Here is a 13804-nt window from a genome sequence, read left to right as displayed (position 1 = left end):
GGGTTTTTCTTTTGCGCGGCTTCTTTTTATCCGCTGACGAAGTGCATCGTCCGGGGCCTGGATAGCGCGTTTGAGAGCGGTTTCCATCGATATCTGGTGCGTGTTCACGCGCCGAGTCGATGCGGCGGACCAGCGCCGCGCATGGCGCGCGCGGTATGGGCAAGCTGATGCTCATCTATGATGGGGGAGGCGCGCCATGTCGCGCTCCTGAGGAGTGCGCACTTGTTTGTCCATGTCGAAACACGTCGACGCGCCCGATGGCATTGGGCGACCGCGCTGATTGTCTGCCTTTGTGTCATGTGTTTCGTGGGTCTGGCGTTGACCCCCGCGCCGACGCGCATCGCGCTGTTGCTGGAATGGGGCACGGTGCCCGCCAACATCTTCGATACCCATGAAGCATGGCTGCCGCAGTTGGTCGACCCCGCGTTGCTGCGCCTGTTTACCGCGCTGTTCATTCACGTCACATGGTTGCATCTGATGAGCAACCTGTTGTTTTTGCTTATTTTCGGGTTGCCGGGCGAGCGAGCGCTGGGGTCGTTGCGGTTCCTGGCGTTGTTCGTGATCGGCGGGATCGTGGCCAATCTGATCGGCGCCTTGTCCCTGGCTGGCGTGCGGCTGCCGATCATCGGCTGCAGCGGTGCGGTCTCGGCAGTGGTGGGCACGTATGTCGCATTGTTTCCGCGCGCCAAGCTCGGGCTGGTGTTGCCGCTGGGGCTCTATCTTGAGTTCGTCCGCGTGCCGGCCTACCTGTTGATCGGCATCTGGGTGCTGCTGCAGCTGCTTTTCAGCTACGCGGGCCCCAGCTATGGCGCCTATGTATGGTGGGCGCACATCGGTGGATTCATGGTCGGCCTGGTGTTCGCGCTGTTCTCGCGCGATGCCGTGGCTCGCCGCCTACGCTATTGAGTCGGCGGGAGAAGGCGTTGCCTTCTGCCCCATGTGGAGCTGGACGAACCGACGGAACAACCCGCGGGCGACCGGCGTGGCTGCCACCTCGCGGAAGATCTGGCGCGGGTCGGCCCCCTCCCGCTGCATGTCGGCATGTTTGCGCCGGATGTAGGCGCGCATGACCTCGGCATTGAATTCCGGGTGGAATTGCGCGCTATAGGCCTGCCTGCCATAGCGGACCAAGTGGTTGGGGTCGCGGTCGGAGCGGGCGAGCACGGTGGCTTCGGGTGGAATTTCCACAACGCTTTGCTCGTGCGTGGTGTGGGCACGAAAGCTGGTCGGCATTCCGTCGGTGAGGGCATCGAGCGGGGCGTCGGCCAGGAAGTTGATCGGCAGGGTGCCGATCTCGCGCCCCCCGGGCAAATAATCGACACGGCCGCCCAGGGCGTGCGCCATCAGCTGATGCCCAAAGCAGATGCCGAACATCGGCAGTTCGGCATCCATGGCGTTGCGGATCCAGCCGGCGGTGAGCTCGCTCCACGCTGCGCGTTCGGTCACCATCGCGGCCGAACCGGTAATGAGCGCTCCGGCTACCTCATTGTGCGCCGGCAGGCGTTCGCCGGCGGTCACGTCGATGACGCGAACCTGGCTGGACGGCAACCGCGCCGCCAGACAGAACCAGTGGGCGAAGTCGCCATGTCGGGCGCGAATGGGTTTGGGCGCGTGACCGGTGCGAATTACCAGAACGGGCTTGGACGGCGGAAAGCGGTTGGGTGGAAATTTCATGCGGGCTGGAAGGGCTGATGGAAAGGGGCGGGTTACGGTGTGCTGTCGCCAAGCGCGTCGATCGGGGGCAATACGGTGAGGATTTCCTGCACGGTGGTCAGGCCTTTGGCGACCTGATCGGCCGCCGAGATCCGCAACGGGCGCATCCCTTCATCCAGTGCGGCCTGGCCGAACTTGCCGAGGTCCAACTGCGCCGATACGAGCGCACGCAAGTGCGGGGACAGCATCATCATTTCGTAAATGCCGGTGCGGCCCATGAAGCCGGTGTTGCGACACTCCAGGCAGCCCACCGGGCGGAACACCTGTTCCGGCACGGGCATCGACCAGCCGTGGGTCAGCACTGCCCATGTCTGCGGATCCTGCGAGGTGGGTTCCTTGCAGTGAACGCACAGCGTGCGCACCAGGCGCTGCGCCACCACGCCAGTGAGCGTGGATTGCAGCAGGTAATGCGGGACGCCCAAGTCAAGCAGGCGGGTGATGGCGCTGGGCGCGTCGTTCGTGTGCAGCGTGGACAACACCAGATGGCCGGTGAGTGACGCCTGCACCGCCATCTGCGCGGTTTCCAGATCGCGGATTTCGCCGATCATGATGATGTCGGGATCCTGCCGCAGCAGCGTGCGCACGCCGGCGGCGAAATCGAGATCGATCGATGCCTGCACCTGCATCTGGTTGAACTCGGTCGCCACCATTTCGATCGGGTCTTCCACCGTGCACACGTTGAGCGCCGGCGTGGCCAGGTGCTTCAGGGTGGAATAGAGCGTCGTGGTCTTGCCCGAGCCGGTGGGGCCGGTGACCAGCACGATGCCATGCGGGCGCTCCACCATGCTTCGCCACTGGGCGCCCTCGGAGACGGAAAAGCCGAGCTGCGCGAAATCCTTCACCACCAGGTCGGGGTCGAAGATGCGCATCACCACTTTCTCGCCGAACGCGGTCGGCATGTTCGAGATGCGCAGTTCCACCTCGCGCCCGGCCGATGAGCGTGTCTTGATGCGGCCGTCCTGTGGGCGGCGTTTCTCGGCCACGTCCATGCGGGCCAGGATCTTGATGCGTGCGGTGACCGCCGTCATCACCGGCGGCGGCAGCTCGAACACCTTGTGCATGACACCGTCGATGCGGAAACGGATCTGGCCGGCCTCGCGGCGCGGTTCCAGATGGATATCCGATGCGCGTTGTTCGAACGCGTATTGCAGCAGCCAGTCGACGATATGCACTACGTGGCGATCGTCCGCGCCCACTTCGCCCGTCTTGCCCAGCTCCACCAGTTGCTCGAAGTTGAGCAGGGCGGACGTGTCGTAGCCATTGCCCTTGGCGTCCTGCGCCATCTGGATCGAGCGCTGTACGCCGTAGAACTCCTGCAGGTACCGGTTGATGTCCAACGGGCTGGACACCATCCGCTTCACGTCGCGCCGCAGCATCTGCGACAGGTCGCCGGCCCACGCCGCATCGAACGGCTCGCAGGTGGCGAACGTCACCGAATCCGGGGCGGCGGCAACCGGAAGGATGCGGTGCCTTTGCGCATATGCGTGGCTGACCACCTGGGTGACCGCGCCGGCGTTGATCTTCATCGGATCGATTTTCAGGTACGGCAGGTCGGCTTTCGCCGCCAGCCATTCGGTCAGCGTTTCCAGGCTGAGCGGCCGCCCGGGATCGCGCTGGTTGGGCAACTTGGCGTTGGCCACGAGCACCAGCGGGTGCAGTTCCACCGTGGCGCGCCCGGCGCGGATACCCATGCGCACCCGTTTCGCGTCGTCGCCCAGCAGAAAACCGTCCACCACCAGCGAGGCCAGCAGATCGTCCAGTTGCAGTCGGCCGCGACGGCCGAGCAGCGACGCGATTGGCGGTGACATGGCCATCCGAATGAATTCCCGTGAGCCTCGGCTGGCCGCAACCAGCGCCGGGGCGAGCTGCCGCTATACTAACGCGCTTTATCGCAAGGTCACGGAGAACCATGTCCGCCCGCACGTTCCAGGACATCATCCAGACCCTCAACCGCTACTGGGCGGCGCAGGGTTGCGTGTTGCTGCAGCCACTCGATACCGAAGTGGGCGCAGGCACCTTTCATCCCGCAACCTTCCTGCGCGCGCTGGGCCCGGAGCCTTGGGCGGCGGCGTACGTGCAGCCTTCGCGCCGGCCCACCGACGGCCGTTATGGCGACAACCCCAACCGATTGCAGCACTACTACCAGTACCAGGTGGTGCTCAAGCCCAATCCGGAAAACATCCTGGAGTTGTACATCGGTTCGCTGAAAGAGCTCGGCCTGGATCCGCTGGTGCACGACCTGCGCTTCGTCGAGGACAACTGGGAATCGCCCACGCTCGGTGCCTGGGGACTTGGCTGGGAAGTGTGGTTGAACGGCATGGAAGTGACTCAGTTCACCTATTTTCAGCAGGCCGGCGGACTCGAATGCCGGCCGGTTACCGGCGAGATCACCTATGGTCTGGAACGCCTGGCGATGTACCTCCAGAACGTGGACAACGTCTACGACCTGGTGTGGACCGACGGCCCGCGCGGCACAGTGACCTACGGCGACGTGTTCCATCAGAACGAAGTGGAGCAGAGCACCTACAACTTCGAACACGCCAACGTGGCCGAACTGCTGCACTGGTTCGACGTCTGCGAGGGCGAGGCGAACAAGCTGGTGGCCGCCAACCTGCCGCTGCCCGCCTACGAACAAGTCATGAAAGCCAGCCATACCTTCAACCTGCTCGACGCTCGTCGCGCCATCAGCGTCACCGAACGCCAGCGCTACATCCTGCGCGTGCGCACCTTGTCTCGCGCCGTGGCTGAAACCTACGTGGCGCAACGGGAGAAACTCGGCTTTCCGGGGCTGAAGCAGGCAAAGGAGCAGGCCCGTGGCTGAGCATGAATCGCTGTTGATCGAACTGGGCACCGAAGAGCTGCCGCCCAAGGCGCTGGATGATCTCGCCGCGGCCTTCCTGCGTGGCGTCTGCGACGGCCTGGCCAAACGTGGCATCGGCGCCGACCTGGATCGCGCCATCGCCTATGCGTCGCCCCGACGGCTCGCTGTGCACATCCCCCACGTGGCCACCCATCAGCCGCCGCAATCGATCGAGCGTCGGGGGCCGGCGCTGGCGGCGGCGCTGGGCAGCGATGGCCAGCCCTCGAAAGCGCTGCTGGGTTTTGCCCATTCCTGCGGTGTCGACGTCGACCAGCTGGAGAAACTCGAGACCGACAAGGGCGCATGGTTTGTCTGGCGCACGGTCAACCCGGGCCAGCCCGTCTCGGCGCTGCTGTCCGAGATCGTCGACGAGGCATTGGGCCATCTGCCTATCCCCAAGGCGATGCGCTGGGCCGATCACGACTACAGCTTCGTGCGCCCCGCGCACTGGCTGGTGATCCTGCATGGAGCCGATGTCGTCCCCGGCGAGGTGTTGGGGCTGAAGAGCGGCCGCGTCTCGCACGGACACCGCTTCATGCACCCCGAGCCGGTGACGATCGCCGATGCCGACAGCTGGCTGGACACGCTGCGCGCCGCGTACGTGTTGGCCGACCCGGTCGAGCGCCGCCAGCGCATCCACCAGCAGGTTGGACAGGCCGCACTCGAAACCGGCGGCGTGCCGCGCATGGATGACGCCCTGCTGGACGAACTGGCTAACCTCACTGAGTGGCCGGTGGCGATTGCCTGCACATTCGAGCGCGACTTTCTCGAAGTGCCGCCCGAGGCGCTGGTGACCACCATGGTCGCCAATCAGAAATTCGTCCCGGTATTCGACGCCAACGGCGCGCTCACCGAACATTTCATCGGCATCGCGAACATCCAGAGCACGGACCCGGCCGAGATCCGCAAGGGTTACGAGCGGGTGATCCGGCCGCGTTTCGCCGACGCCAAGTTCTTCTGGGACGAAGACCTCAAAACGCCACTCGCCGACAATCAGGAGCCGCTCAAGAGCGTCACCTATCAACAGGCGCTGGGCAGTCTGTGGGACAAGAGCGTGCGGGTGGCGGAACTGGCGCGCATCGTCGCCAACCGCGTCGGCGCCGACGCCGGGCTCGCCACGCGTGCGGCAAGCCTGAGCAAATGCGATCTGCTGACCCGCATGGTTGGCGAATTCCCCGAGTTGCAGGGCGTGATGGGTCGCTATTACGCCAACCGCCATGGCGAACCGGCCCAGGTGGCGGACGCGCTGGACAGCTATTACCAGCCGCGATTCGGCGGCGACGCCATCGCCAGCGACGCGATCGGCCAGGTGCTGGCGGTTGCCGAACGGCTCGATACGCTGGCCGGCATCTTCGCGATCGGCATGAAGCCCGGTGGCAACAAGGACCCCTTCGCCCTGCGCCGTGCGGCGCTCGGCCTGGCGCGCACCCTGATCGAGGCGAGCATGGACCTCGATCTGCACGGCAGCTTCCTGGAAGCGCTGGAACTCATCCCCGACAGCGCGCTGTCGGCAGCGCTGAAACCCGGCAAAGATGGCGTCCTGCCGGCGCTGAAACCCGGTCGCCGCGCCGCCCTGGCGGCTGAACTGTGTGATTTCGTGTTCGACCGCCTGCGCGGCTACTACGCCGAGCAGGGCTTCGACACCAATCAGTTCGAGGCCGTCCTGGCCGTGCAGCCGCGCAGCCTCATCGACTTCGACCGCCGCCTGCGTGCCGTGGCGGAATTTGGCCGCCGCCCCGAGGCCACCAGTCTGGCTGCCGCCAACAAGCGTGTGGCCAACATCCTGCGCAAATCCGAGTCAGACGGAGCCGGCGCGCTGCCAGCCGTGGATCCGACGCTCTTCGAAACCGATGCCGAACGCCAACTCGCCGCCGACCTGGACGCCGCCCGTCGCGATACCAGCGAAGCCCTGGCCCAAGGCGACTACACCGCCGTACTGAGCCGTCTGGCCCAGTTGCAGGCTCCGGTAGACAGCTTCTTCGACAGCGTACTCGTCAACGCGGACGACCCGGCCATCCGTGCCAACCGCACCGCCTTGTTGCGACAGCTGCAGGATCAGTTCACGGCGATTGCCGACATCGCCAGGCTGTAGCCGCGCGCCTGGCGTCGGAGCAACCGTGCCGACAGGCGGTCGATCACCGTTCTTGAAGAAGCACCGGTTGTAACGATCAGCGACCTGCACGCCCCGTCATTGCGGCGGGCGTGCGGACGTCTGGGCGTCTATTCGAACCTGGTGGCCGGCCGTTTTCGTCACTCATGACAAGTGCACCGGATGGACCGATGTCAGGGGCTGCGCGCCAGCTCGCTGGGTACGACGTCGGTGTAGTTCGCAAATTCGCTGTAGGTCAATCGATGGTCGCCATTGAGGGTGGCCTGCACGTCAAAAGGCTCCACGCCCGAGCCGATCTGCCGCGCCATTTCCATTCGGGCTTCAGAACGACTCTTCTGCGCGCGTTTTGCCCATACAGCGGCGCGGCTAGGGCGACGCATGCGATGAACAGCTGATGATGCCGAGAATGTTTTCATAAGGTTTCAATCCCATTGGATGGAACACCGACGCGGGTCGAACTTTAACCTCGGCTAGCAGGAAATCCGGGGCATCGGAACCCAGCATAATTGTTGCCATGGAAACCAACGATGTAACCTATTGAATATAAATGTTATTTGTGCGAGACATGGCGCACTGTCCACGACCTAACACGAAATATTTCGTTGCTCAAGAGCCTCGCTACTATCGACTGAAATGTTAAGATTTCGTACACGCGTGTTAGCAAAGTGTTGACCGCCATGATTTCATGAATTAACGTCGGGCGAACTTCGCAGCAATCGCAGCATGTCGAAACGACACTTCGGCAATGGCGAAGGCGGCAGTTTCGGGTCCCAACAATAAGTTTCATGCGCCCGGATACCGGGTAGAACCTTGGAGTCACCACTATGAATTCGCGGAAAACATCCATCGCGCGCCAGCTTCCACGCACCGCGCTCGCCATGGCCGTCGGCTTGGGCTTTGCCGGCCTGGCCTTCGGTCAAGCGACCACCGGCAGCATTTTTGGTCAGGTCCCCGCCGGTAGCGGCGAGACTGTGACGGTCCGCAGCACCTCCGGCGTGACCCGCCAGGTGGCAGTCGATCCGTCCGGCCGTTACGACATCGGTTCGCTGCCGCTCGGCAGCTATACGGTTACCTTGCAGCGAGATGGCACGACCGTTGATTCTCGCTCCAACGTCACTTTGCGCGTGGGTTCGGGCACGGAAGTCTCCTTCGGCGGCGCCGAGGGCGCGCGGAACCTCGCCGCGGTCACGGTTCAGGCGAACGCGTTGCCGACCATCGACGTGACCGGCGTCGACTCGCGCACCGTCATCACCGCCGAGCAGCTGGCCAGGTTGCCGTTGGCTCGCAGTGCGGAGGCCATTGCTTTGCTCGCGCCCGGTGTTGTCAGCGGCAGCGGCTATTTCACCGGCACGGCAGGCGGTTCGGTGGTGTCGTTCGGTGGCTCATCCGTTACTGAGAATGCTTACTACATCAATGGCTTCAATACGACTGATCCACTGAGTGGGCTTGGCGGATTGACGCTCCCGTACGGTGCCATTGACCAGCAGGAGGTACTGAGCGGCGGTTACGGCGCAGCGTATGGCCGTTCCGATGGCGGCGTGATCAGCCAGGTAGGCAAACGCGGCACGAACGAATGGCATTTCGGTGCCCAAGTGCAGTGGACCCCGAAAGCCCTTAAGAGCGACAAGCGTAATTATTATTACGGACCAGGCCCTGAAGACGGGAACCTGCTTAACAGCAACGAAACCGATAAGACGTGGACGACAACAGAATCTGCTTATGCCGGCGGACCACTGATTCAGGACAAGTTGTTCATATTCGCCGCGGTTGAAGCTGAGCGCATCCAGGGTAGCCAGGTACTGTCGTCTGCGACGTCCAAAAGCGAGTCGTATCGCTATGACAACCCGAAGTGGTATGCCAAGGTGGATTGGAACATCACCGACAGAAATATCCTTGAATTAACAGGTGCCTCTAGTAAAGAGTCCTTCCAGGGCAAGTACTACGACTACGACAATGAGGCCAAGACGCGCGGTGAGTTTAGCTCGAACGATGAGTCGCATAAATATGGTTCGGACCTTTACACCGGTAAATTTACGAGCTACGTCACCGATGATCTGACCTTTACCGCTCTATACGGCGAGATGAAGAGCACTTATTACACGGAAGTGCCCGGGATCGATCCGACCCTCATCCACATTTACAGCCCTGTAAACCAAAACCCGGCCTTAAACGGCGGTACCATCATCAATAACGCCCAGGTACTTGGCCGCGTTTCCAATCCGGCTCACCGGTCGAAGAACACTAACCTGCGGCTGGATTTGAGCTATAAGTTGGGTGATCACACCATTACTGCAGGTATCGACAACCAGAAGGTCAGCGATTTCGACGACAGTACCATCGTGTCGGGACCGGGCTATGCCTGGGAGTACGGCACCAAGGCTGTCGGTAGCTACATCATGGGTGGGCCGGTGGCCAACGGTGCGGGTTGGGAATCGCGGCCGTGGGTCGAATCCAACAATAACGGCTACCACGTCGCTAAATATCTTTACCAAAATGGCTCAACTGTCACCACTAGTCAGCGGGCACAATATATTGAGGATACGTGGCAGGTCACCGATCGCTGGCTGGTTAAGCTCGGTTTGCGCAACGATCAGTTCATTAACTACAACGGCGATGGAGTACCGTATCTCCGGCTAACGACGCCGCAGTTTGCGCCACGTGTCGGTTTTAGCTGGGACGTCAACGGCGATTCAACCTTTAAGGTCTACGGCAACGCCGGTCGTTACTATTTGGCGATGCCGGCGTCAGTCGCACTGCGTTCCGCCGGCAGTTCGCTGTACACCCGGGAGTACTTCAACTACACCGGCATCGATTCGAATGGTTACCCCACTGGTTTGACATCGATCCCAAGCAGCACCGGCGGCCCGATTTCTGCCAACCTGGAGTACGGCGTACCACGTGATCCGAAGACTGCAGCAGCCACGAATCTGGAGTCGGAATACCAGGACGAATACATCTTGGGTTTCGACAAGCAGCTCAGTAGCGAATGGACGGTTGGTGTCAAGGCCACTTATCGCAATTTGCGTTCTGCGATTGACGATGTCGGCGATTCGCCCTCAATTCTGGACAAGATGGCGGCCATGGGTATCGATGAGGCGGATGTTGGGGACATTTTCGGCAGCTATCTTTTCAACCCTGGCAAGACGAATATCTTCAAAATCGCCAAGGCCGATGGTAGTGGTTACTACGATGTTCCGATGACAATGGATGACTTCCATTTCAATACCACTCTGAAACGTAAGTACTACGGTGTGGACCTGTATTTGGAGCATCCGTTCGATGGCAAATGGTTCGGCAAGATTGACTATCTGTACTCGCGGAGCTACGGAAATAGTGAAGGTCAGGTGCGTACTGATATTGGACAGGAAGATGTGTCGGCCACGGTGGATTGGGATTATGCTGCTGTCATGGACTATGCGAACGGTGAGCTAAGCAACAGTCGCCGACACCAGATCAAGGCGTACGGTTCGTATCAGTTGACCCCGGAGATTATGCTGTCCGGTAATCTGGCAATTCTGTCCGGATCGCCCAAGACATGCTTGGGATACTATGGTGCGGATGAAAGTAACCCGGGCTTGGGTTATGGCGATTACACTCACTTCTGCTATGGCGAGGTATGGAAACCGGGCAAGGAGCATGAGGCCTGGACATACACGCTGGACCTGGGTGCGGAGTATCGTCCAGAGTGGGCAGGCAAGAAACTCGCCTTCAACGCCATGGTCAAGAACGTGTTTGATCAGCAGAAGATCACGCAGTCTTATGCGAACGCGGGTGATTCGGCGCAGCCCGATCCGAGTTACAACAGCCCGCTTTATTCGCAGACCCCGCGTTACGTTCGTTTTGGCGTTTCGTACGACTTCTGATGATTTGAGCTGAAATCGATCTAGGAAGTAGTAGGCTAAAAAAAAGGCCGCCGGTTCGCCGGCGGCCTTTTCCGTGCAGGTATCCCGAGGTTGCAGTGCGCTGCGCAGCGCTGGTGTTACGCCGGCTGGAAACTCTGCGCCCGTTGACTTTTCGATCGGGTCCGTTTCCGCTATGCTCCGGGTTTCCCCCGCGAATGACTGTGGCGTTACGACGTCTGACAGGTTCGTGTCCGTTGAACGCAGAAATTCGAGGTTTCCCCATGCGCAAGCTGGTTTTGTCGCTGACGTCACTTGCGGCGTTGGTTTTGGCCGGGTGCAATGCATCCCCGTCGTCGCAGCAGAACGGAGCGGGCGTTGCCGCGTCGGGCAGCGCGACGTCCGGCGTTGCGGCCAATGTGGTGAGCGGCACGGTTGCTTTGCGCGAGCCGGCGCAGTTGTCGCCTAAGGCGAGCCTGGTGATCAGCCTGGTCAACGTGTCGTCGACGGCGCAGTCCGGCACGGCGCCGCTGGCCAGCAAGACGGTGTCGCCCGTGACGACGTTTCCGCAGTCGTTCGAGCTCACTTTCGATCCCGCCAAAGTCAACCCGTCGGACCTTTATGTGGTCAAGGCGCAGCTGACCGATGGTGAGCGCCACTACACCATGCCGCTGCAGGCTCCCGTGCTGACCAATGGCGCCAAGAACGAGGTGTCGATCCAGCTGGTGGCCGAGCAGACCGCGGCGGAGAAGGACCTGGCTGCGTTCAATTCACTGGAGCAGCAGATTGGCGGCATGATGGTCAAGAGCGGCACCAAGCTGGGTGACGGCGTCTCCCGCGGCTGGCAGGTTTTCCGCCAGGCCGGTGATATCAAGTTCATTCGCGAGCTGGTGGATTACGGCGACAAGGGCTTTACCAGCACCGATTTCGCCTACAAGGACGGCAAGCCGTGGGCGGCGGTGCAGCAGAAGAAGGCCAGCCGGACCGCCAAGCCGACGTCCACCGACAGCGCGAGCTGGGCCGAGAACGGTACCCTGGTGCTGAAGCTGCATGAGTCTGACGGCAAGACCGAGACGCTGGATTCCGATACGGCGTCGAGCTTGCACCAGCAGGCCGTAAGCATCCTGAGCCTGGCGACGGGCGGCAAGAACAAGTAACAGCAGGCTTCAGCTGCAGCAGATAAAAAAAGCCGCCAGCGCAAACTGGCGGCTTTTTCGTGGCAGTCAGATCGTCAGAAGCCGATCTTCATGCCGATGTTGACGCTGTTGTACTTCTGGCTGTTGTCGCTGAAGCGGCCGCTGTAGCCGATCCAGCTGCTGATGTTGGACGTCAGTTGCGCCGAGAGGCCCACGTCGGCCGTGCCCCAGCTGTCGTCGGGAATGAAGCCGGTCAGGGCGAACGTGCCGCTCATGCTGTTGAGGCCGGCGCTGACGGTGCGCGGGTCGGCCTTGCTGTCGTGGTTCCATGCCACTTCGGCGTAAGGCGACAGCACGGTGTTGCCGGCCTGCCAATGGCCTTGCAGGCGCCAGCCGGCGGTGGCCACCAGCGCGTCGCGCTGCTGCCGACCGAACCACATCGCGGTACTGTCGTTGCCGCTCTCGGTATAGCCGTTGATCTTGACAGTTTGCCATTCCACGGTAGCGAACGGCCCGGTGCGCAGGCCGTCGAAATCGAGCCACCAGCCACCCGTCAGGCCGCCGCCCAGGTGCGAGCCGTCCGCCTTGCCCGTCTCGCTGCGATGGGCGGCACCGATCGTCACGCGACGCTCGATATCCTTGAAGTTGGATTGCCCGAAGTTGGCGTAACCGCCCACGTAGCCGCCGCCGGCATGGTAGGTGACATAAGCCAGCCCGCTGATGTCCTGCAGTTTGTAGCCGCCACCGCCGGCGAAATCGGCGGTGTGCTGGCCCACGCCCAGCGCCATGCCGGCGGAAATGTGGTCGGTGGCGCGCACGTCGGCGCCCAGCGTGAGGTTGACGTTGTTGCTGTCGGTCTTCGGCGCGCCGTTGACCGCCTTGAAGCGCTGGCGGCCGTAGTCGATGTTGACGAAGGCACGCGTGTCGCTGCCGGCGCCGTCGGCCAGCATTTCGTTGCGGATCGCGCGGGTCTGCGCGTTGTTGGCGGCCAGCGGGGCTTCGCCCAGCAGCGAGATTTGTTCCGGCGCGCGCAGTACCGACAGCACGTACTGGCCCAGCATGGCGTGCGCCGCGGTTGTGGGATGCACGCCATCGGCGAACAAGTAGCTGTTTTCCGTGCCCGGCGCATAAGTGACTGTGGCGCCAGGCGTGCCTTCCGGCGCGCATTCCACGGAGCTGCCGCTACCGCCGGTGCAGGCCGGATCGGTAACGTTGCTGAAGCCGTACATCTGCGGGTTCGCCACCACTTCGTTCAACAGGCTGTAGGTGTTGATCGGGATGATGCCGGTGCCCAGCTGCGAAATGCCGGCGTTGAGCTGGCCATTGAAGATCAGGCTCAACCCGCTCAGCGAGGCGGCCGCCTCCGCTCCCTGCGACCTGGCGGAGGGCGTGATGCCTATGTTGGGCAGGTTGAACACCAGGATGTTGGTGGCGCCGGCGGCCTGCAGCTCGCCGATCAGCTTGACCTCCTGCTGCGCGGCGGCGGCGACATTGGCCTGCACCTGCGCGGCGGTCTCGAACGCGCTGACGCCGGCGGTTGCCATGACCTGCGCACTGATCTGTTCGGCCACCTGCGCGGCCGTCGTGGCTGAAAGACCCGCCGTCTGGGCGGCGATCAACTGCTGCGCGGTCGCTCCGGCGCCTGCGGCGGTGGCGTGATAGAAAATATCGTTGGCGCCGCCCCAGACCGAATAGAGCGCTTTGCCATCCACGGCGCCGGCCGCCAGATAACCATCGATCTGCGACGTGAGGGTCGGTACGCCTGCCGGCGTGCCCGGCGAATTGATGTTGACGCCGGCGCCGCCCCATGCGTAATCGCTGCCGCCGGCGAGCGATGGCGTCAGCGGGAAGCCCAGGTCCGTCGCGACGTTTTCGATCGTGGTGGTGCCGGGGTTGGTGGTGAACCGCATCGGCACCGGCGATTGCACGAACGTGGAAATATTGCCGCTGTCGCTGAGGCTGTCGCCAAAGACGATGACGTTGCTGAACTGGGCGGCGGTGGCGCTGGCGCTGAACAGCAGCGCCGCGGAAATGGCCCCGGCGAGATAACGAGAACGCGGCATGGAAGCACTCCTGATCGGATGACTTGTTATGTCCGAGTTACGTTAATCCAATCCATACGGAAGCGCATGCTGCGCTGCACGGC

9 protein-coding genes are annotated in these 13804 nt (G+C 62.4%); 5 read left to right on the top strand and 4 right to left on the bottom strand.

Annotated elements, in window-relative coordinates:
- The first annotated feature begins 222 nt into the window (after positions 1-222).
- Positions 223-906, top strand: coding sequence for a rhomboid family intramembrane serine protease (locus tag UU9_RS08990; protein ID WP_040670658.1), 684 nt, complete (start codon positions 223-225; stop codon positions 904-906).
- Here the strand turns inward: UU9_RS08990 and UU9_RS08985 are convergent.
- On the bottom strand, positions 895-1674 hold the full coding sequence (locus tag UU9_RS08985) for a glutamine amidotransferase (protein WP_007081430.1): 780 nt from the start codon (positions 1672-1674) through the stop codon (positions 895-897). The genes UU9_RS08990 and UU9_RS08985 overlap by 12 nt on opposite strands.
- 32 nt (positions 1675-1706) lie before the next feature.
- The gene (gene tfpB, locus UU9_RS08980; RefSeq protein WP_007081429.1) at positions 1707-3527 is read right to left on the bottom strand and encodes a type IV pilus assembly ATPase TfpB; all 1821 of its coding nucleotides are present in this window, start codon (positions 3525-3527) and stop codon (positions 1707-1709) included.
- A gap of 74 nt (positions 3528-3601) precedes the next feature.
- Here tfpB and glyQ point away from each other — a divergent pair, with 74 nt between their 5' ends.
- Positions 3602-4534 carry a glycine--tRNA ligase subunit alpha gene (gene glyQ, locus UU9_RS08975; protein WP_425476841.1) on the top strand — a complete coding sequence of 311 codons (933 nt, stop codon included), beginning with the start codon at positions 3602-3604 and terminating at the stop codon, positions 4532-4534.
- On the top strand, positions 4527-6665 hold the full coding sequence (glyS, locus tag UU9_RS08970; RefSeq protein ID WP_007081427.1) for a glycine--tRNA ligase subunit beta: 2139 nt from the start codon (positions 4527-4529) through the stop codon (positions 6663-6665). The genes glyQ and glyS overlap by 8 nt, the downstream gene beginning before the upstream one ends.
- A gap of 191 nt (positions 6666-6856) precedes the next feature.
- On the opposite strand, the gene UU9_RS17900 is transcribed toward glyS, so the two are convergent.
- On the bottom strand, positions 6857-6997 hold the full coding sequence (locus UU9_RS17900; RefSeq protein ID WP_156804244.1) for a hypothetical protein: 141 nt from the start codon (positions 6995-6997) through the stop codon (positions 6857-6859).
- A gap of 510 nt (positions 6998-7507) precedes the next feature.
- Here UU9_RS17900 and UU9_RS08965 point away from each other — a divergent pair.
- Both UU9_RS08965 and UU9_RS08960 read left to right on the top strand, forming a co-directional pair.
- Positions 7508-10546, top strand: coding sequence for a TonB-dependent receptor (locus tag UU9_RS08965; RefSeq protein WP_007081426.1), 3039 nt, complete (start codon positions 7508-7510; stop codon positions 10544-10546).
- 260 nt (positions 10547-10806) lie between these two features.
- Positions 10807-11679: a YbaY family lipoprotein gene (locus UU9_RS08960; protein ID WP_007081425.1), complete on the top strand. Its 873-nt coding sequence runs from the start codon at positions 10807-10809 to the stop codon at positions 11677-11679.
- 74 nt (positions 11680-11753) lie between these two features.
- Here UU9_RS08960 and UU9_RS08955 read toward each other — a convergent pair whose 3' ends face one another.
- Complete coding sequence (locus UU9_RS08955; protein WP_007081424.1) at positions 11754-13721, bottom strand: autotransporter domain-containing protein; 1968 nt, start codon at positions 13719-13721, stop codon at positions 11754-11756.
- Positions 13722-13804 lie beyond the last annotated feature (83 nt).

Origin of the sequence: Rhodanobacter fulvus Jip2, assembly GCF_000264315.1 — a bacterium.
Classification (GTDB): Bacteria; Pseudomonadota; Gammaproteobacteria; order Xanthomonadales; family Rhodanobacteraceae; genus Rhodanobacter; species Rhodanobacter fulvus.
The sequence above is the reverse complement of the archived record's forward strand: the minus strand, read 5'-3'. Positions and strand labels throughout refer to the sequence as shown.

What these genes read in the sequence shown, in the direction of transcription:
- UU9_RS08985 (WP_007081430.1), bottom strand. Translation starts at nt 1,674, where the DNA reads ATGAAATTTCCACCCAACCGCTTTCCGCCGTCCAAGCCCGTTCTGGTA.
- tfpB (WP_007081429.1), bottom strand. Translation starts at nt 3,527, where the DNA reads ATGGCCATGTCACCGCCAATCGCGTCGCTGCTCGGCCGTCGCGGCCGA.
- UU9_RS17900 (WP_156804244.1), bottom strand. Translation starts at nt 6,997, where the DNA reads ATGGAAATGGCGCGGCAGATCGGCTCGGGCGTGGAGCCTTTTGACGTG.
- UU9_RS08965 (WP_007081426.1), top strand. Translation starts at nt 7,508, where the DNA reads ATGAATTCGCGGAAAACATCCATCGCGCGCCAGCTTCCACGCACCGCG.
- UU9_RS08960 (WP_007081425.1), top strand. Translation starts at nt 10,807, where the DNA reads ATGCGCAAGCTGGTTTTGTCGCTGACGTCACTTGCGGCGTTGGTTTTG.
- UU9_RS08955 (WP_007081424.1), bottom strand. Translation starts at nt 13,721, where the DNA reads ATGCCGCGTTCTCGTTATCTCGCCGGGGCCATTTCCGCGGCGCTGCTG.